Genomic DNA, 19,745 nt, shown 5'->3' on the forward strand with positions numbered 1-19,745 from the left:
GCCTCAGCGGGTGTCGCCCGTCCGCTCCAGCGCCCGGATCGCGGCGACGAGTTCACCGACGCCGTGCTCCTTCAGCACCCCGTAGTGGTCCCCGGCCAGGTCGACCACGGCGGGCGGGGCCGCGGAGTAGCCGCTGCTGCCCTCGATGAAGGAGTAGTCGTCGCCGGCGGCCTTGAAGACGGTCACCGGGGCGTCCAGCCGCCGCTCGGCCAGCTCGCGGAAGCTGTACTCGAACTCGTAGGTCTCGCCGACGATTCCGGTGATCCGGCGGATCAGCTCCTCGTCCAGCTCCGGCAGCACCCGGTGCACGGAGGCGACGAAGCCGTCCTCGTCCGCCGTCTCGGCCAGGCAGCGGGCCAGCTCGGGGCCGCTGATCCGGCCGGTGAACACCCCGAACAGGATGGTCACGTACGCGGGGTTGGCGTACGAGGCCTCGCGCCCCCACCGGTGGCCGTCGTCCTGGCGCACCTCCGGGTTGCCGGGGCAGATCAGCAGCAGGTTCTCCACCCGCTGACCGGCCTGTTCCAGCTGCCAGGCGGCCTCGAAGGCGACCCGGGCGCCGAAGGAGAAGCCCCACAGGGTGTACGGGCCCTCGGGCTGCACCCGGCGCAGTTCGGCGACGTCGGCGGCGGCCATCTCCCGGATGGTCGGGTACGGCGTCTCGCCCTCGTTGATGCCGTGCGCCTGGATGCCGTAGAAGGCGCGGCCCTCGCTCGCCTCCCGGCCGAGCAGGCGCAGGTTCATCGGGTAGCCGCCCAGTCCGGGCCAGCAGAACACCGGCCGGCCGGACTCGCCCGGGTGCAGCGGGATCAGCCGGGAGCTCGCGCCCCCGGCGGACGCCCCATCGTCCGCCGCGCCGTCCGACCCGCGGGCCCGCTCGATCCGCGCGGCCAGGTCGCCCAGCCGGGGGCACTCGAACAGCACCTGCAGCGGCAGGGCGACGCCGAACTCGCGGTTGATCCGGTTGACCAGGGCCACGGCGATCAGCGAGTTGCCGCCGACGGCGAAGAACTCGTCCGCCACCGAGACGTCCTCGTACTTCAGCGCCTGCCCCCAGGCCTCGGCCAGCCACCGCTCGTGCTCGGTGCCCGGGGCGACGTACTCGCCGCGGACGTCCGCCGTGCGGACGGCGTCGGAGGCGGCGAGCGCCTTGAGGTCGACCTTGCCGTTCGCGGTGAGCGGCAGGGCGTCCACGATCAGCACCCGGTTGGGCAGCATGTAGTCGGGCAGCAGGTTGGCCAGTTCGTCCTTGATGATCTCGGCCGGTCCCTTCATGTGGACGGCGTCCTCCTGCATGCCCTCGCTGCGGATCTGCTCCTCGCTCACCTTGCCGCCGAGGAAGAAGTACGACGCGCCGCCGGCGATGCCGCGGCCGGCCAGGATCTCGTCGATGCGGCGGGCGGCGGGCAGCGGGTGGCCGGACCTGGAGCTGTAGCCGGAGGACATGAAGCCCAGGCCCACGCCGTTGCGCTGCAGGTGGTGCAGCCTGGTGCCGAGCGCGATGTACTCCAGCCACTCCTCCTCGGCGCGGCTCACGGCGGTGATGCCGAACGCGGCGCGGGCGTAGACGGACTGGTTGATCGCTATCACGTGCCGGGACTCCACCACCGCGTCCGAGATCCGCGCCAACTCGCCGTCGGCGTACCGGTAGAGGCCGCCCGGCAGGCCGTCCACCCGGCCCTCGTGGGCCTGGAGGTACAGCTCGGTGCGGTCGGCGCGGGCCGTGCCGTCGTTGCGGACGACCGCGAAGCCGCCCAGGTAGTGGTCCTCCTCGGCGACGTCCAGCCGCTCCTTGGCCTGCGGGTCGAGGCCGAGCGGGCGCACGTCCAGCCCGTACTCGGGCAGCACCTCCTCGAAGACGCCGAGCATGTGGCCGGTCTCGAACTCCAGCACCTCGCGGATGTTGTTCTTGTACACCGGCTCGATGGCGCCGTGCTTCCCGGAGAAGTGCAGCGTCAGGTACGCCTCCTCGCGGGCCTCGGCGGGACCGATCCGCACCAGGCCGTGCTCGACCGGGTGGTAGTAGTACAGCCCGGCCGCGAGCCCGTCCAGGCCGCCGGTCTCCAGGTACAGCTGGGTGGCGTAGAGCGCGCCCGGCGAGGCGTACGCGTACTTGGGCAGCAGCCGCTCCTCGCTGTGGAACTGGCCGAACCACCGCAGGACGCGGCCGAGTTCGGGGAAGCTCAGCAGTTCCAGGTCCCGGCCGAAGGCGCCGGCCGGGCGCGCGGCGAGCAGCGCGGTGAGGTCCTCGCGGGTGACCGGGCCGCCGTCGTAGAAGCGGTAGGTCTTGCGGGCGAAGGTCTCCCGGCGCTGGGCCTCGCTCTCCCGCCGCCCGGGCAGCTCGACCCGTTCGCGGCCGGCGAGCCGGGCCGGCTCGCGCACGCCCGGGTCGGAGAGCTGCGCCTTGACCTGCAGCTTGCTGGCCTTGGACTGGTGGTGGCCGCCGTGGTTGCCCTGGTCCATCAGGGCGGCCTCGCGCGGGTTGAGTTCGACGCAGGCGACCAGGTTCCGGTGGCCGGTCCGGTCGTCGCCGGTGACGATCGCGGCCGAGCGGCGCACCCAGGTGTGCTCCTCGATCGCGCGGGCGATCTCGTCCAGCTCGACCCGGTAGCCGCGCAGCTTGACCTGGTTGTCGACCCGGCCGGCGAACTGGATGGTGCCGTCCGGATTCCACTGGGCGAGGTCGCCGGTGCGGTACAGCCGCTCGCCCCGGGCGAACGGGGAGGGGACGAACCGCTCCTCGGTCAGCTCCGGCCGGTGCAGGTAGCCGCGGGCCAGCTGCACGCCGCCGATGTACAGCTCGCCGACGCCGTCGGCGTCGACCGGCACCAGCTGCTCGTCCAGGATGTAGCACTGGGTGTCGGCGACCGGCCGGCCGATCGGCACCGAACCGGCGCCGTCGCCCAGCTCGGCCGGGTCGACCACGTGCGCGGTGGCGTTGATGGTGCACTCGGTCGGACCGTACAGGTTGACCAGCGACACCCCGGGCAGCGCCCGGCCCAGGTCGCGGGCGAGCCGCCGGGACAGCGCCTCGCCGCCGGAGAACAGCCGGGCCAGGCCGGTGCAGTCGGTGAAGCCCTCGGTGTCCAGCAGCGCCTGGAGCAGGGTGGGCACGCACTGCAGCGCGGTGACGCCGTGCCGCCGCACGGTGGCGACCAGCGCCTCCGGGTCGCGGTAGAGGCCGGGCGTGCCGGCCACCACGCGGGCGCCGACGGCCGGGGCGAGGATCTCCCACTGGGCGGCGTCGAAGCTCATCGGGGTCTTCTGCAGCACGGTGACCGCGGGGTCGAGGTGCCCGGCGTCGCGCATCCAGCGCAGCTGGGAGACCACCGCCCGGTGCTCGATCATCACGCCCTTGGGGCGGCCGGTGGAGCCGGAGGTGTAGATGACGTAGGCCAGCGACTCCGGCCGGGCGGCGTCCTCGGCTGTGGCGTCCTCGGCCACGTCGGCGACCTCGGCCCCGGCCTCGACGGCTACGGCTTCCGCGGCCGCCGGACGGCCCTCCGGGGATCCCTCGACGGTGACGATCGCGGTCCCGGCCGGGGCGAGCGCGGCCAGCCGCCCGCGCAGGTGCTCCTGGGTGAGCACGATCCGGGTGCCGCTGTCCTCGATCATGTAGCGGAGCCGGTCCTCGGGGTACTCCGGCGACAGCGGCAGGTAGCCGGCCCCGGCGTACAGGACGCCCCAGGCCCCGGCGACCAGCTCCACCGACGGCTCGACGTACAGGCCGACGCAGGTGTCGGGGCCGGCGCCCAGACGGCGCAGCTCGGCGGCCAGCCGGCGGGCCGTCCCGGACAGCTCCGGGAAGGTCAGGCCGCGGCCCTCGCCGATCACGGCCGGGGCGTCGGGCCGGATGCGCGCCTGGCGGTCGAGCAGGGCGGTGAGCGCGGTGCCGACCGGGGCGCGGCGGGCGTGCGGGACGGCGGTGGTGGCGGTGGCGGGCGTGACGGAGGCGGACGGGGTGTTGCGCATGGGAAGTGCCTTCGGTACTCGGGGGAAGGGATCCCGGCGGCCTGCTCTCCAGGAGCGCCGGGCACGGATCCACCGTCGGCCGCCCGCTGTCCCGCCCGCCTGAGGCACCGGTCTGGACCTGTGCCGGCTCCGTCCCGGCCCCGGACCGGGCGGTCCCGGGCGCGTCCCGGGAGCGGTCCGGGCGCGTCCCGGGGACGCTCCGGGGTCGTCCCGGGGGCGCTCCGGGCATTCGGGCGTTCACGATCACGTAACCGAACGGAAGCGAAGCGTAGGTAGCGTCGGCCCCATGACGGCATCGCGCACTCGACCCGAACGGCTCTGGCACCGACCCTTCCGCAGGTCGGACCGCAGGTGCGTGGTGCCCGAGGGTCAGGCCGGCCGCCCGCCCGTGCTCACCGAGGGCCCGTTCCGGGTCGCCCGGCAGCACCCGCACCAGCCGTCACGCCCGCAGCCGCAGCCGCACCCCCACCACGGTCCGACCGACCGGGCCCCGGAGGCCCCGTCCCGGCTGTCCCTGCCGGACGGGACCGAACTGCTGCTGCGCCCCGCCGACCCGGCCGACAAGGCCGCGGCCCTGGCGATGCACGGCCGCTGCTCCCCCGCCGCGCTGCGCCTGCGCTACCACGGCCCGGTCCGCGACGCCGACCGCTACCTCGACCACCTGCTGGACCCCCGGCACGGCCACAGCCTCGCGGTGACCGCCCCGGACGGCCGGATCGTCGGCCTCGGGCACCTGATGTGGGACGACGACGAGGCGGAGCTGGCCGTCCTGGTCGAGGACGCCTGGCAGCGCCGCGGTCTGGGCGTGGCGCTGCTGCGGCGGCTGTCGGACACGGCCCGGGCGGCCGGGATCGGGACGGCGTACGCGGTGACCCACGCCGCCAACACCGGCCTGATCGCCGCGATGCGCCGGCTGGAGGCGCCGCTGGACGTCCGGGCCGAGGACGGCACCCTGGTGATCACCGCCGTCCTGGGGGCCGGGGATCCGGCCGCTTGCACCCCCTGACCGGGCCTCCGATCATTTCTTCACCAGATCCTTACCGGAGCGTCCCGGGAACCCGACGGAGCCGGTGGGCGTCCTGAAGCGGAAGAGACTCCGTCCGTACACGGCTCTCCTTGACGGGCCGTCAGCAGCCCCGGTCGGCGCGTCGCAGCAGGCGGCGCGGGGTCCGGATCGTCCGGTCGGGCGACGGAGTCGGTAGGCTGACCCCCGTCCCCGCCGCCCGACGGCCCGTTGTCCGGTCCAGGGCGGTGCCGCAGCAAGGAGGAACCACTGAGCATGGCAGGCACCGAATCGGAGCCCACAGGCGCACGCGACGCCTCGCTGCCGGCCCGCGCCAAGATCGCGGTCACGGCCGGCCGGGTCGCCGCCGCCGTGTCGCGCAAGGCCGGACGCGGGAGCGGCTCGGTGATCGGCGGCAAGGTCGCCCTCAAGCTCGACCCCGACCTGCTGGCCACCCTCGCCGACCACCTCGACGTCGTCTTGGTCAGCGCGACCAACGGCAAGACCACGACCACCCGACTGATCGCCGAGGCGCTGCGCGCCGCCGGCCCGGTGGTCTCCAACGCCCTCGGCGCCAACATGCCGGCCGGCATCACGTCCGCCCTGGCGGGCGGCACGGAGGCCCGCTTCGGCGTGATCGAGGTCGACGAGAAGTACCTGGCGATGGTCGCCCGCGACACCCGCCCCAAGGCGATCGCGCTGCTCAACCTCTCCCGCGACCAGCTCGACCGCGCCGCCGAGACCCGGATGATGGCCGAGAAGTGGCGCGAGGGCCTGCAGGACACCGAGGCCGTGGTCATCGCCAACGCCGACGACCCGCTGGTCACCTGGGCCGCGTCCTCCTGCAAGAAGGTGGTCTGGGTGGCCGCCGGGCAGGCCTGGAAGGAAGACGCCTGGTCCTGCCCCGCGTGCGGCGGTGTGATGCAGCGCCCCGGCGAGGACTGGTTCTGCCAGGAGTGCGGCTTCCGTCGCCCCAACCCGCACTGGGCGCTCCAGGGCACCCACGTGATCGACCCTCAGCGCGGCGCCTGGCCGATCCAGCTGCAGCTGCCCGGCCGGGCCAACCTGGCCAACGCCACCAGCTCGGCCGCCGTCGCCGCCGTGTTCGGCGTCTCCCCGCAGGTCGCCCTGGAGCGGATGCGCTCGGTGACCGCCGTGGCCGGCCGCTACGACGTGGTCCAGTACCAGGGCCGGGACATCCGGCTGCTGCTGGCGAAGAACCCGGCCGGCTGGCTGGAGACCTTCTCGCTGATCGACGGCCCGCCGGCCCCGGTGATCCTCTCCGTCAACGCCCTCGACGCCGACGGCACCGACACCTCCTGGCTGTGGGACGTCGACTACGAGCGCCTCGCCGGGCACCCCGTCTTCGTGATGGGCCAGCGCAAGCTGGACCTGGCCGTCCGCCTGGAGGTCGCCGGGCTGCAGTTCCACGTGGTGGACACCCTGGAGCAGGCCGTCCGGATGGCGCCGCCCGGCCGGATCGAGGCCATCGCCAACTACACCGCCTTCCAGCAGCTGCGGAAGGTCGTGGCCGGCTGATGCCGCGCCCGCACACCAGTCTTTACGTGACGGAAGGCCTTCGAGGATGAGTGAGAGCAGCCTGCGCGTGGTCTGGGTCTACCCGGACCTGCTCAGCACCTACGGCGACCGCGGCAACGCCCTGGTCGTGGAGCGCCGGGCCCGCCAGCGCCACCTCAACGTGACCCGGATCGACGTCCGCTCCGACCAGGCGATCCCCACCAGCGGGGACATCTACCTGATCGGCGGCGGCGAGGACCGCCCGCAGCGCCTGGCCGCCGAGCGGCTGCGTGCCGACAGCGGCCTGGTGCGGGCCGCCGAGAACGGCGCGATCATCTTCGGCGTCTGCGCCGGTTTCCAGATCATGGGCCACGAGTTCATCAACGACCTCGGCGAGCGGGAGCCGGGTCTGGGCCTGCTCGACGTCTGGACCCAGCGCGGCGAGGGCGCCCGCTGCGTCGGCGACGTGCTCGCCGACGTCGACCCCCGCCTCGGCCTGCCGCAGCTGACCGGCTTCGAGAACCACCAGGGCGTCACCCACCTCGGCCAGGGCGTCCAGCCCTTCGCCACCGTCTCCGTCGGCCGGGGCAACGGCACCGGTGACGGCTCCGAGGGCGCCTGGCGGGACACCGTCTTCGGCACCTACCTGCACGGCCCGGTGCTGGCCCGCAACCCCGCCGTGGCCGACATGCTGATCAAGCTGGCGCTGGACGTCAACGCCCTGCCGCCGGCCGACACCACCTGGTACGACGCGTTGCGCGCCGAGCGCATCGCCGCGGCCACGCGCCCCGCGTAGTACGCCGGTACGCCCCGGCCGGGTGCCCGCGATGCGGTCACCCGGCCCGCGGGCGGCCCCGGACGTACGACAATGGGGCTGCCTACTGCACACCCTCCTCGGCAGCAGGCTGCACTTCCGCGCGGGGGCGCCGACGGCGCCGCTCCCGCGTCGGCTCCTGCCCGGCCGGACCAGGGGCCGTATGCTCGACATCACGGTCGGTTCAGGACGTTCTGTCCGGATCGCCCGGTCCTTCACCCCACGGCCACCTCCCCGCCAGCGCGGTGCGGGAGCGCCCCGTCGCGGTGACGGCTCGTCGTCCCAGCCTGTAGTCCGGCCGTACCTCGGTTCTGCTCGGGAGTTGCAAAGCTAATGCGTATCGGAGTGCTGACCAGCGGCGGTGACTGCCCCGGCCTGAACGCGGTGATCCGTTCCGTGGTGCACCGTGGGGTGGTCGACCACGGCGACGAGATCATCGGGTTCGAGGACGGCTGGCGCGGATTCCTGGAGGGCCACCACCGCCCCCTCACGCTGGACTCGGTGAGCGGCATCCTGGCCCAGGGCGGCACCATCCTCGGTTCCTCCCGGGTCCAGCCCAGCCACCTGCGGGACGGCGTCGAGCGCGCCAAGAAGTACTGCTCGGACCTCGGCCTGGACGCGGTCATCCCGATCGGCGGCGAGGGCACCCTCAAGGCCGCCAAGCTGATGAGCGACGCGGGCCTGCCGATCGTCGGCGTGCCGAAGACGATCGACAACGACATCGCCGCCACCGACGTGACCTTCGGCTTCGACACCGCCGTCTCGGTCGCCACCGAGGCGCTGGACCGGCTGAAGACCACCGCCGAGTCCCACCAGCGGGTCATGGTCGTCGAGGTCATGGGCCGGCACACCGGGTGGATCGCCCTCAACGCGGGCATGGCGGCCGGTGCGCACGCCATCGTCGTCCCGGAGCGCGCGTTCCACATCGAGAAGCTCACCGCCGTCGTCCGCGAGCGCTTCGACCGCCAGAAGAAGTTCGCCATCGTGGTCTGCGCCGAGGGCGCCAAGCCCGAGCCCGGCACCATGCACTGGGAAGAGGGCAGCAAGGACATCTACGGCCACGAGCGCTTCACCGGCATCGCCACCCAGCTCTCCCGCGAGCTGGAGCACCGCCTCGGCAAGGAGGCCCGTCCGGTCATCCTCGGCCACACCCAGCGCGGCGGCACCCCGACCGCCTACGACCGGGTGCTCGCCACCCGCTTCGGCTGGCACGCCGTCGAGGCCGTCCACAAGGGCGCGTTCGGGCACATCACCGCGCTGCAGGGCACCAACATCAACCTGGTGCCGCTCGCCGAGGCCGTCGCCGAGCTGAAGACCGTCCCGCAGGAGCGCTACCTGGAGGCCGAGACGGTCATCTGACCCGACCGGCCCCGCGAAGGCCCCCGGATCCGCCGTGGCGGGTTCCGGGGGCCTTCGCGCACCCGGCGGGCGTCCGTGCGTCCCGCCCGCTAGCGTGGCCGCAGACCCGGCCCGGCCGCAGACCCCGGGGCGGGAGCCGACTGGAGGGACCGCGCATGGACATCCTCGCGTACGGGGTGCAGGCCGACGAACGGCCGCTGCTGGAGGCCGCCTTCGCGGGCCGGCACGGGCTGCGCTGCCTGGACGTGTTCCTGAACCGGGACACCGCGCCGCTGGCCGCCGGCTACCCGGTCGTCAGCAGCAGCGTCAACGCCGTCCTGGACGCCGAAACGCTCGCGGCGCTGGCCGACGGCGGCACCAAGCTGATCGCCCAGCGCTCCACCGGCTTCAACAACATCGACCTGGACGCCGCCGCCGAACTCGGCCTCACCGTCGCCCGGGTGTCCCACTACAGCCCGAACTCCGTCGCCGAGCACGCCTGGGCGCTCGCCCTGGCCGTCAACCGCCGCCTCACCCGCGCCGCCAACCGAACCCGCGAGTTCGACTTCCGCCTCGACGGCCTGCTCGGCCGGGACGTCCACGGGATGACCGTCGGCGTCATCGGCACCGGCAAGATCGGCGAGTGCTTCGCCCGGATCGCCGCCGGCTTCGGCACCGAACTGCTCGGCTGGGACATCGCCGAGAACCCGGCCTGCCGCGAACTCGGCATGCGGTACACCGAACTTCCCGAACTCCTCACCCGCGCCGACCTGGTGAGCCTGCACGTGCCCCTGCTGCCGGCCACCCACCACCTGATCGACGCGGCCGCGCTGGCCCGGATGAAGGACGACGCGATCCTCGTCAACTCCAGCCGCGGCGGCCTGATCGACAGCGCCGCCCTGGTCGAGACGCTGCGCGCCGGACGCCTGTCGGGCGTCGGCCTGGACGTGTACGAGGAGGAGACCGGCGTCTTCTTCACCGACCGCTCCATCCACGGCATCACCGACGACGTCCTCGCCCGGCTGGTCACCTTCCCGCAGGTGCTGGTCACCAGCCACCAGGCCTACTTCACCCGCACCGCCGTCGGCCAGATCATCGACGCCACCGCCCGCAACGTGGACGACTTCGCCGCCGGGCGGCACAGCGAGAACACGCTGGTCCCGGCCGGGCGGCGGACCGCCTGACGGGCGGTCGGACGCCGGTGCGCGGGCACCGGCGTCCGAGCGGGGCGGGCCGGGAGGCGGCTCAGAAGGCCGCGTTGACGCAGGCCAGACGGTTGCCGGCCTTGCCCGCCGAGCCCGCGGCCGTCTCGGTCTTCATCGCGTGCAGGACGACCGACTTGGGCGCGCGGCCGTCGGAGAAGTCCCAGGGCTGCTTCGACCAGACCACGGCGTGGCCCTGCTCGTCGGTCCGGAAGTCCAGCCAGATCTCGTTGGTGGGGTTGGCGAACTGCGGGTCCGTCGAGGCGCCCTTGGGGTCGGGGGTGTGCTCGAAGTGGCCGCCGGCCGCGTCGCCGTCGGCACCACAGGCGTTGACGTGCGCGTGCGAGCCGTAGACCGTGTTCGGCAGCAGGCCGGCGAGCTCCATCTTCACCAGTGTGCTGCCGCCCGCCGCGAGGACCTGCACGGTGGCCTTGGCGCCCGCCGGGACCTTGGTGGCCTCGTAGGTGACCGCGGCCGGGTTCGCCGCGAAGTCGCCGAAGACGCCGTCGGTCTTGTGCGCCGCGCCGAGGTCGGTCCTGGTGTCGCCGTCGGTCATCGCACCGTGCATCGCCGTCCCGGGGCTCAGGTGGCCGTCGGCGGACATGTCCATCGCCATGGTCGACGGGGCCGAGGCGGTGGTCGGCGCGGGCGGGGCGGAGGTGCCGGACGCCGCCGGGGAGGTCGAGGAGGAGCTGCAGGCGGCGAGCAGCGGAGCGGCCACGAGGGCGGCGGCGAGGGTGATGAGGGAGCGCTTCATGATCAGATGACCTCGTATGTCGGTGCAGGAGTCGGCGGCCAGGCGCGGCGTGACCGCCTCGACGGGCAGCCGTCCGGTCCGTCCGGCGGCTGCCCGACAGGCTGCACGGAGCGCCCGTGCGCACGGGTTCATCCTGGGAAACGCCGCCGGGGCGACGGCGTCACCGCATCACCGCATCACCACTGGGGCGCTTGGGCGCTTGGGCGCTTCAACGCATCGGCGCAGCACGCTTCGCCGCAGCGCCGCGTCGCCGCAGCGCCCACGTCATCCGCGTCGAGGCGTCACGGCGCGAGCGCCGAGCGGTACCACGCGGCGGCCTCGGGGAGGCGGGCGAGCGGGCCGGGGCCGGGCGGGCAGGCGGCCAGCTGCCAGATCTCCTCGCTGCGGTACCAGTGGTCGCGGGCGACCAGGGAGAACTGGCGCTCGGAGACCCGGCCGGGCGCGGCGGCCAGCAGCCGGCAGCACTCGTCCCACGGGACGTCCGGCACGTCCGGGCCGTCCAGGGCGGGCAGCAGGCCGAGCGCGGCCAGGCCGGCGAGCAGGTCGCCGGCGCGGACCGGGTCGGGGTGGGAGGCGTGGTGGACGCCGGGCGGGGCGGCGTGGTCGTCCAGGGCGAGCACGGTGATCAGCCGGGCCAGGTCGGTGCGGTCCACGACCGAGAGCCGGGCCTCGCCGCCGTCCCAGCGGACCGGCACCCGGCGGACCAGCTCGGCCAGGGCGGGCACCACCCAGCGGTCGCCCGTCCCGGTGACCAGCCCCGGGCGCAGCACGTGCGCACCGGCGTCCAGGGCGTGGCGCTCGCCGAGCAGCCGGGTGCGGCTGGCCTCGGACAGCGGGGCGGGCGTCACCTCGTCCATCGCGATGCCCGCGTGCGGGCCCTCGCCGTACACCGCCGCCGTCGAGAGGTGGACGATCCGGCGGACCCCGGCGCCGGTGCCGGCCGCCATCACGGCGGCCGTGCCGCGGACGTTCGCCGCCTCGCACTCCTCGGTGCTGCCGGAGACCCGGGAGGCCAGGTGCACCAGCACGTCGGCGCCCTCGCAGAGCTTCGCGAGCGCCGCCCCGTCGGCGAGGTCGCCCGGTACCCAGGTGGCGCCCTGGTCGGCGGCCTCCGGCACCCGGCGGGCCAGTGCGCGGACCCGTACGCCGCGCGCCGTGAGGGCCGCCAGGACCCCGGAGCCGATGAAGCCGGTCGCCCCGGTCAGCGCGACCGTGGTCGCCTCGGCGGCGCCCCGTTCCGTCGCCCTAAACGGTTCCGTCGCCGTACGCGGTTCCGTCGTTCGTGATTGTGTCGCCATGTCCGGGCCCCTCCCTGCCGACCGGCCGATCAGTCTAGCCAGCCGGCCGCCGGGCGGGGGTCACCACCCGTACGGAGGGGGCGGCGGACGGCCCGAGGTAAGGCCCACCTAGGCTGTGTGTGCCAGCAAAACGGGCGAACCGGACCCGCACCAGGGACCACGAGGACGGAAAGCAGGACCCGCCGATGGGCGACGGAATGTCAGGAATGCACCACCACGGCGGGATGACCCAGCTAGGACCGTTCACCTTCTCGAATGTGTGGACCTGGTCCCCGGACTGGGTGTTCCTGATCGCCGGCCTGGTCGTCCTGGGGCTCTACGCGGCGGGCGTGGTCCGGCTGTACCGGCGCGGCGACCGCTGGCCCATCGGCCGGATGGTCGGCTGGGCGGCCGGCGTCGGCACCCTGCTGCTGGTGACCTGCAGCGGGCTGAACGACTACGGGATGGTGCTGTTCAGCGCGCACATGATCCAGCACATGGTGCTCTCCATGCTGACGCCGATCCTGCTGCTGCTGGGCGCCCCGATCACACTGGCGCTGCGCGCCCTGCGCCCGGCCGGCAAGGGCCGCCCGCGCGGGCCGCGCGAGCTGCTGGTGGCGCTGCTGCACAGCCGGTACGTCCGGATCGTCTCGCACCCGGCGTTCACCATCCCGATGTTCATCGCGAGCCTGTACGGGGTCTACTTCACCCCGGCGTTCGACTTCCTGATGCAGTACCGCCTCGGGCACATCTTCATGATGGTGCACTTCCTGTTCACCGGTCTGGCCTTCTTCTGGCCGATCATGGGCGTGGACCCGGGCCCGCACCGGCCCGGCCACGTGATGCGGATCATCGAGCTGTTCATGGGGATGCCGTTCCACGCTTTCTTCGGCGTGGCGGTGATGATGGCCGCCCACCCGCTGGTCACCACGTTCACCGTGGAGGGCTCCCCGCCCGGGACGAACCTGCTGGAGGACCAGAAGCTGGCGGGCGGCATCACCTGGGCCTTCGGCGAGATCCCGACCGCGATCGTGCTGATCGCCCTGGTGTACCAGTGGATGGGCTCCGAACAGCGGCAGGCCCGCCGCCGCGACCGCGCCGAGGACCGCTCGGGCGACGCCGAGCTGGAGGCGTACAACGCCTACCTGGCCTCACTGCACCGGAACGACCGGCGCCCCGGGGCGGGCGCCGCCCGGCCCGCCCCGGCCGCACCCGCCGCTCCCGCAGCACCTGCCGCACCCGCCGTTCCTGCCGCCGAGGCGGGCTGAGCCCGGCGCCGCCCCCGCTCCGGATCCCCCTGGTTCCGAGAACCCCCGTTCCGCCTCCGGAGCGGGGGTTCCGCCGTTCCGGAGCGGCACCCGGGACGGGTGCCGGGGCCGGTGCCGGGCCAGGACCGGGGGCGGCGCCGGAACGGTGGTTCCGCCGAACGCGTTCGAACGGGTATGCACGTCCTGCTGATCGTCGCCGCCCTGCTCTGCGGGTACGCCCTGCTCTGGCTGCTCGGCTTCCTCGGCTTCGCGCTGCTGTACCGGCGCCGCCGGCCCGCGCCGGTCGGCTCCGACTACCTGGTCGTCCTGGGCGCCGCGCTGGACGGCTGCGAGCCCGGCCGCACGCTGGCGGGCCGGCTGGACGCCGCGCTGGCCCGGCTCGCCGCCGAGGAGGCCGCGGGGTACGCCCCGCTGGTCGTGGTGACCGGGGGCAAGGGTCCGCACGAGCAGTGCACCGAGGCCGCCGCAATGGCCCGCTACCTGATCGACCGGGGCGTCCCGGCCGAGCGGATCCGGCGCGAGGAGCGGGCCGCGAACACCACCGAGAACCTCCGCTTCAGCGCCGCCCTGATGGCCTCGGAGCGGCCCGGCTACCGGTGCACCGTGGTCACCAGCGGCTTCCACACCGTCCGCTCCGCGCTCGCCGCCCGCCGGGCCGGCGCCCCCGCGGAGGTGCTCGGGGCGGACGGCCCGCTGGCGCACGGCCCGTACCTGCTCCTCCGGGAGGCCGTCGGTACCGCACTGGCCGTGTTCGGCCGGATCTGAGCCCCACCCCCCCACGGGCCTCCGGACCGGGCCGAGAGCCGACCGGGGAGCCCGCCCGCGGCCCGGAGAAGCGGGGAGGCCCCCGGGTCCGCTGTCACGGACCCGGGGGCCTCCCGGTGGTTCGGCTCGGCTGGGCCCGGTCCGGGCTCGCGCCCGGTTCGGCCCGGCCTGGTTCAGCCGAGGTTGGCGAGCGCCTCGTTGAAGGTCTTCGAGGGGCGCATCACGGCCGCGGCCTTGGCCGGGTCCGGCTGGTAGTAGCCGCCGAGGTCGACCGCCGAACCCTGCACGGCGATCAGCTCCTCCACGATGGCCTGCTCCTGCTCGGTGAGCGTCTTGGCCAGGCCCGCGAAGGCCTCGGCCAGCTCGGCGTCGGCGGTCTGCTTGGCCAGCTCCTGGGCCCAGTAGGTGGCCAGGTAGAAGTGGCTGCCGCGGTTGTCGATGCCACCGAGGCGGCGGCTCGGCGACTTGTCCTCGTTGAGGAAGGTGCCGGTGGCGCGGTCCAGGGTGTCGGCCAGCACCTGGGCGCGGGCGTTGCCGGTGCTGCTGGCCAGGTGCTCGAAGCTGGCGGCCAGCGCGAAGAACTCGCCCAGGCTGTCCCAGCGCAGGTAGTTCTCCTTGACCAGCTGCTGGACGTGCTTCGGGGCGGAGCCGCCGGCGCCGGTCTCGAACAGGCCGCCGCCCGCCATCAGCGGGACGACCGACAGCATCTTGGCGCTGGTGCCCAGCTCCAGGATCGGGAACAGGTCGGTCAGGTAGTCACGCAGCACGTTGCCGGTCACCGAGATGGTGTTCTCGCCGCGGCGGATGCGCTCCAGCGAGAACTTGGTGGCCTCGACCGGGGACTTGATCTCGATCTGCAGGCCGGCGGTGTCGTGCTCCGGCAGGTAGGTCTTGATCTTCTCGATCAGCACCGCGTCGTGGGCGCGGGTCTCGTCCAGCCAGAACACGGCCGGGTCGCCGGTGGCGCGGGCGCGGGTGACGGCCAGCTTGACCCAGTCCTGGATCGGCAGGTCCTTGGTCTGGCAGGCGCGGAAGATGTCGCCCGGCTGGACGGCCTGCTCCAGCACCACGTTGCCCTCGGCGTCGACCAGGCGGACGGTGCCGGCGGCCTCGATCTCGAAGGTCTTGTCGTGGGAGCCGTACTCCTCGGCCTTCTGCGCCATCAGGCCGACGTTCGGCACCGAGCCGATGGTGGCCGGGTCGAGGGCGCCGTTGGCGCGGCAGTCGTCGATGACGGCCTGGTACACGCCGGAGTAGCTGCTGTCGGGCAGCACGGCGAGGGTGTCGGCCTCCTGGCCGTCCGGGCCCCACATGTGGCCGGAGGTGCGGATCATGGCCGGCATCGAGGCGTCGACGATGACGTCGCTCGGCACGTGCAGGTTGGTGATGCCCTTGTCGGAGTCGACCATGGCCAGGGCCGGGCCCTCGGCCAGCTCGGCCTCGAAGGAGGCCTTGATCTCGGCGCCGTTCGCCAGGGCGTCCAGGCCGGCGAGGATGCCGCCGAGGCCGTTGTTCGGGTTCAGACCGGCGGCGGCCAGCGTGGCGCCGTGGGCGGCGAAGGTCTTCGGGAAGAAGGCGCGCACGACGTGGCCGAAGACGATCGGGTCGGAGACCTTCATCATGGTGGCCTTGAGGTGCACCGAGAACAGCACGCCCTCGGCCTTGGCGCGGGCGACCTGGGCGGCCAGGAAGGTGTTCAGGGCGGCGGCGCGCATCACGGAGGCGTCGACGACCTCGCCGGCCAGCACCGGCACCTTCTCGCGCAGCACGGTGGTGGTGCCGTCCTCGGCGACCAGCTCGATGCGCAGGGCACCGTCGGCCGCGACCACGGCGGACTTCTCGGTGGAGCGGAAGTCGTTCTCGCCCATGGTGGCGACGTTGGTCTTGGACTCGGCGGTCCAGGCACCCATGCGGTGCGGGTGGGTCTTGGCGTAGTTCTTGACCGACTGCGGGGCGCGGCGGTCCGAGTTGCCCTCGCGCAGGACCGGGTTGACGGCGCTGCCCTTGACCTTGTCGTAACGGGCGCGGACGTCCTTGTCCTCGTCGGTCTGCGGGTCGTCCGGGTAGTCCGGCAGGGCATAGCCCTGGGCCTGCAGCTCGGCGACGGCGGCCTTCAGCTGCGGCACGGAGGCCGAGATGTTCGGCAGCTTGATGATGTTGGCACCGGGGGTCTTGGCCAGCTCGCCCAGCTCGGCGAGGGCGTCGCCGATCCGCTGGGCCTCGGTCAGACGCTCCGGGAAGCTCGCGATGATCCGCCCGGCCAGGGAGATGTCGCGGGTCTCCACCCGCACACCCGCGGTCGAGGCGTACGCCTGGACCACCGGCAGGAACGAGTAGGTCGCCAGGGCCGGAGCCTCGTCGGTGTGCGTATAGATGATGGTCGAGTCAGTCATCGGTACTCCGCTTCACGTCTCCAACGTCTTGACGTCAAGATATCTCGTCACGGGCCCCTCGCTCCACCTCCCCCCGCCCCGGAGTGCGCGCCGGTCTCCCCAGGGGCGTCCGACGGCTGTGACGAGCGACACGATCCACGGTGGTCCGAGCCGGGACGCGAGGCAAACGGAGCGGCCCCGACCACCGGTGTGGTCCACCCGGGTGAGTCGAACGTCAGGAGTGCGTCAACGCACCACCCCATTCGGTCAACGCTGCGTCAGGACCGGGGCCGCCCGGGGCCGGCCGCCCTAGCGTCGAGGAAGCAGTTCCGGCAGGCACCACCACCCCCTTCGGGAGCGTTCGCATGGCCCGCGTCGTCTGGCACGTACCGGTCACCACCTCCGGCCCCGGCAGCACCACCGCACTCCGCCTCTTCCGCCTGCGCGACGGCCGCCGCTGCGCGGTCGGATTCTCCAGCCCCGAGGCCCTCGCCGCACTCCTCGGGCCGGACCAGGCCCACACCGAGCTCGGCGAGCCCGCCCTGCGCGCCCTCACGGCCCCGCTCGGCGTGGACGTCCTGGTGCTGGACCCGAGGCTGGTCGCCCCGCCCGTCACCGCCCCCGCCACGCCGGCCGCCCCGGCCCCGACCGCACTGCTCCAGCACCGGTGACGGCCCCGCTCCGGCTCGTCCCGGCCGGGCCGGACGGGCCGGACGGGCCGGACGACGAGGCCCACCTGCGGCCGAGCCGGCCGCTGCACGCGATCGCCCGGATCAGTCACGGCCCGGTCGCGCTCGACTTCGACCGGATCGCGGCCGAGTTCCCGGCCGTCCGGAGCGGCCTCGCCCTGGCCGGCGAGGCCGACCTGGAGCTCCGGCTCGTCTGCACCGGTCCGGAGGAGTTACGGACGATCTCCGCGGCCCTGTACCGCGCGGGCGCCGCCAGGGTCCACATCGACCTGGTCCTGCGCACCCTCACCCCGGCCCCGGTCACCCTGCGGCCGGTCCCGTGAGGGACGTGAGGTGGCTCACTCCTCGCCGGGGCGGGGGTCCGGGTTGATCGCCTGGCCGTCGACGGGCTGGCCCCAGGCGTCGTCACCGAACGCGTCGACGCAGTAACCACTGCCCTCGACGTGCCCGCCCGAGCCCCGGCACTGCTCGGAGGTGACGTCCCGGAGCCCGGTCGCCACCGCCCGGGAAGTGGCGGCGGCGGCCGCGGCACCGGCGCCGGTGGCGGTGAGCAGGAGGACGGAGGCGGTCGCGGCGGCCACCCGGGCCAGGCGTGAGCTGTTCATGCGGACCACCCCAGCACGGCCGCGCACCCCGGGCGACCACTGGACGCCCGCCCGGGTGGCCGACGGCGGGAGCAAGGGAGAGCCCGTCGAACCGACGGCTCGTCAACACCCTTGCGGGGCACCGGATTTGGCGAAGATCAACAACTTCCGGCGCATCACTATGCGGAGATCTTCAATTCCATGAATCGCCCGAGGCGTCAATGTTGCAGGATCGCGGCTCAAACCTCAATCGCGGCTCAAATCCCGGACTTACCCACAGGTAACGTAACAGACAACTGAACAGAATGCCTCCTACCAGCACGGATATCCGGCAAAGAAAGTAAACATTCAGTAATGAAATCTGTGCAGAGGTCTATGAATAGCCCTACTGTGTGGCAACTCTCCGCGCTCCGCCCATGCGGAGCCCCCACACACAGAGAGATCGCCCATGGCTTCCCTCAACCAGATCTCGCCGCCCGGACAGAGCACCGGCGCCGAATCCGGCACCACCACCCGGTCGCTCAAGCGCCACGTGGGCCTCATCGGCCTCATGTGGGCCTCGGTCGGCTCGATCATCGGCTCCGGCTGGCTGTTCGGCGCCAAGAACGCCGTCGTCGCCGCCGGGCCTGCGGCCCTCCTCTCCTGGGGCATCGGCGCAGTCGCGATCGTGCTGCTCGCCTTCGTGCACGCCGAGCTCGGCGGAATGTTCCCGGTCGCCGGTGGCACCGCGCGCTACCCGCACTACGCCTTCGGTGGCCTGGCCGGCATGTCCTTCGGCTGGTTCTCCTGGCTCCAGGCCGCGACCGTCGCCCCGATCGAGGTCGAGGCGATGATCGGCTACGCGGGCCACTGGCAGTTCGCCAAGAGCTTCCTCAACGCCAACGGCACCCTCACCACCAGCGGCTTCATCGTCGCGGTGCTGCTGATGGGCGTCTTCGTCGCGGTCAACTTCCTCGGTGTGCGAGTCCTGGCGGCCACCAACTCGATCGCGACCTGGCTCAAGATCGGCGTCCCGCTGCTCACGATCCTGGCGCTGTCGATCACCAACTTCCACTCCTCGAACTTCACCTCGCACGGCTTCGCGCCGTTCGGTGCCAAGGGCGTGCTCGCCGCGATCAGCTCCAGCGGCATCATCTTCGCGCTGCTCGGCTTCGAGCAGGCCATCCAGATCTCCGGTGAGAGCCGCAACCCCAAGCGCGACATCCCCCGCGCCGTCCTGGGCTCGGTCGCCATCGGCACCCTGATCTACGTCCTGCTGCAGGTCGCCTTCATCGGCTCGCTGCCGGTCAGCTCCTTCGTCAACGGCTGGGACAAGCTCGACTTCCCGGGCATCGAGGGTCCGTTCGCCGGCCTCGCCACCCTGGTCGGCCTCGGCTGGCTCTCCTGGGTGCTGTACTTCGACGCCATCGTCTCCCCCGGCGGCACCGGCCTGATCTACACCACCTCCACCTCCCGCATCTCCTACGGCCTGAGCAAGAACGGCTACGCGCCGCAGAAGTTCGAGAAGCTGGACAAGAACGGCGTGCCGTGGTTCGGCCTGGTCATGTCGTTCATCACCGGTGTGATCTGCTTCCTGCCCTTCCCGAGCTGGCAGGAGCTGGTCGGCTTCATCACCTCCGCCAGCGTGCTGATGTACGCCGGCGCCCCGCTCGCCTTCGGTGCCCTGCGTCGCCGGCTGCCGAACCACGAGCGCTCCTACCGGCTGCCCTTCGGCGCGGTCATCTCCCCGGCCGCGTTCGTGGTCTCCAGCCTGATCATCTACTGGTCCGGCTGGCACACCCTGTCCCGCCTGGGCATGGCCATCGTGCTCGGCTACCTCCTGCTCGGCGGCTACGCGGCCTACGCGATCAAGAAGGGCCTGCCGAACGCGCCGCGCCTGAGCTGGAAGTCCGCCCAGTGGCTGCCGGTCTACCTGCTGGGCCTCGGCCTGATCTCCTGGCAGGGCGGCTTCGGCGACGGCACCGGCCGGATCCCGATGTGGTACGACATGGGCATGGTCGCGGTCTTCGCCCTGGGCATCTACTTCTGGGCGATCCGGGTGGCCCTGCCGGCCGAGGCGATCGAGCGTGAGGTCGCCGACGTCGAGGTGGTGGACGCGGGCGGTCACTGACGGGGCCCCCCCCCCCCCCCCCACCCCCCCCCACCACCCCCCCCCCCCCCACAACACAAAAAAAAAAAAAAAACCC

The 19,745-nt window shown here is 73.1% G+C and carries 15 protein-coding genes; 10 read left to right on the forward strand and 5 right to left on the reverse strand.

Annotated elements, in window-relative coordinates; genetic code table 11:
* Window positions 1-3: 3 nt before the first annotated feature.
* Window positions 4-3,972, reverse strand: coding sequence for a non-ribosomal peptide synthetase family protein (locus ABT048_RS06435; protein WP_350520152.1), 3,969 nt, complete (start codon window positions 3,970-3,972; stop codon window positions 4-6).
* A 358-nt stretch (window positions 3,973-4,330) separates the two neighbouring features.
* On the opposite strand from ABT048_RS06435, the gene ABT048_RS06440 reads away from it, so the two are divergent.
* The 5 genes from ABT048_RS06440 to ABT048_RS06460 all read left to right on the forward strand — a co-directional run bounded on the left by ABT048_RS06440 (window position 4,331) and on the right by ABT048_RS06460 (window position 9,829).
* Entirely contained in the window at window positions 4,331-4,978 is a 648-nt protein-coding gene (locus ABT048_RS06440) for a GNAT family N-acetyltransferase (RefSeq protein ID WP_350520153.1), read from the forward strand.
* Between the two features lie 273 nt (window positions 4,979-5,251).
* On the forward strand, window positions 5,252-6,514 hold the full coding sequence (locus ABT048_RS06445) for a MurT ligase domain-containing protein (RefSeq protein ID WP_350520154.1): 1,263 nt from the start codon (window positions 5,252-5,254) through the stop codon (window positions 6,512-6,514).
* A 46-nt stretch (window positions 6,515-6,560) separates the two neighbouring features.
* The gene (locus ABT048_RS06450) at window positions 6,561-7,289 is read left to right on the forward strand and encodes a type 1 glutamine amidotransferase (RefSeq protein ID WP_350520155.1); all 729 of its coding nucleotides are present in this window, start codon (window positions 6,561-6,563) and stop codon (window positions 7,287-7,289) included.
* Window positions 7,290-7,640: 351 nt separating this feature from the next.
* The gene (locus ABT048_RS06455; RefSeq protein ID WP_350520156.1) at window positions 7,641-8,666 is read left to right on the forward strand and encodes a 6-phosphofructokinase; all 1,026 of its coding nucleotides are present in this window, start codon (window positions 7,641-7,643) and stop codon (window positions 8,664-8,666) included.
* Between the two features lie 155 nt (window positions 8,667-8,821).
* On the forward strand, window positions 8,822-9,829 hold the full coding sequence (locus ABT048_RS06460; RefSeq protein ID WP_350520157.1) for a 2-hydroxyacid dehydrogenase: 1,008 nt from the start codon (window positions 8,822-8,824) through the stop codon (window positions 9,827-9,829).
* A 61-nt stretch (window positions 9,830-9,890) separates the two neighbouring features.
* Here the strand turns inward: ABT048_RS06460 and ABT048_RS06465 are convergent, their stop codons facing one another.
* Both ABT048_RS06465 and ABT048_RS06470 read right to left on the reverse strand, forming a co-directional pair.
* Window positions 9,891-10,604, reverse strand: a complete 714-nt coding sequence (locus ABT048_RS06465) for a hypothetical protein (RefSeq protein ID WP_350520158.1) — start codon at window positions 10,602-10,604, stop codon at window positions 9,891-9,893.
* Between the two features lie 281 nt (window positions 10,605-10,885).
* Entirely contained in the window at window positions 10,886-11,902 is a 1,017-nt protein-coding gene (locus tag ABT048_RS06470; protein ID WP_350520159.1) for an NAD-dependent epimerase/dehydratase family protein, read from the reverse strand.
* A 206-nt stretch (window positions 11,903-12,108) separates the two neighbouring features.
* On the opposite strand from ABT048_RS06470, the gene ABT048_RS06475 reads away from it, so the two are divergent.
* Window positions 12,109-13,149: a cytochrome c oxidase assembly protein gene (locus tag ABT048_RS06475; protein WP_350520342.1), complete on the forward strand. Its 1,041-nt coding sequence runs from the start codon at window positions 12,109-12,111 to the stop codon at window positions 13,147-13,149.
* A gap of 174 nt (window positions 13,150-13,323) precedes the next feature.
* Entirely contained in the window at window positions 13,324-13,914 is a 591-nt protein-coding gene (locus ABT048_RS06480) for a YdcF family protein (RefSeq protein WP_350520160.1), read from the forward strand.
* Between the two features lie 173 nt (window positions 13,915-14,087).
* Here ABT048_RS06480 and ABT048_RS06485 read toward each other — a convergent pair whose 3' ends face one another.
* Entirely contained in the window at window positions 14,088-16,307 is a 2,220-nt protein-coding gene (locus ABT048_RS06485; protein WP_350520161.1) for an NADP-dependent isocitrate dehydrogenase, read from the reverse strand.
* Between the two features lie 344 nt (window positions 16,308-16,651).
* Here ABT048_RS06485 and ABT048_RS06490 point away from each other — a divergent pair, with 344 nt between their 5' ends.
* Window positions 16,652-16,957 (forward strand): SAV_915 family protein, encoded by a 306-nt coding sequence (locus ABT048_RS06490; protein WP_350520162.1) that lies wholly within the window; start codon window positions 16,652-16,654, stop codon window positions 16,955-16,957.
* Window positions 16,954-17,298 carry a hypothetical protein gene (locus tag ABT048_RS06495; protein WP_350520163.1) on the forward strand — a complete coding sequence of 115 codons (345 nt, stop codon included), beginning with the start codon at window positions 16,954-16,956 and terminating at the stop codon, window positions 17,296-17,298. The genes ABT048_RS06490 and ABT048_RS06495 overlap by 4 nt, the downstream gene beginning before the upstream one ends.
* Window positions 17,299-17,313: 15 nt before the next feature.
* On the opposite strand, the gene ABT048_RS06500 is transcribed toward ABT048_RS06495, so the two are convergent.
* Window positions 17,314-17,580, reverse strand: coding sequence for a hypothetical protein (locus ABT048_RS06500; RefSeq protein ID WP_350520164.1), 267 nt, complete (start codon window positions 17,578-17,580; stop codon window positions 17,314-17,316).
* Window positions 17,581-18,007: 427 nt separating this feature from the next.
* Here ABT048_RS06500 and ABT048_RS06505 point away from each other — a divergent pair, with 427 nt between their 5' ends.
* The gene (locus ABT048_RS06505) at window positions 18,008-19,669 is read left to right on the forward strand and encodes an APC family permease (RefSeq protein WP_350520165.1); all 1,662 of its coding nucleotides are present in this window, start codon (window positions 18,008-18,010) and stop codon (window positions 19,667-19,669) included.
* The last annotated feature ends 76 nt before the right edge of the window (window positions 19,670-19,745 follow it).

This window comes from Kitasatospora sp. NPDC096140, assembly GCF_040303045.1.
Taxonomy (GTDB): domain Bacteria; phylum Actinomycetota; class Actinomycetes; order Streptomycetales; family Streptomycetaceae; genus Kitasatospora.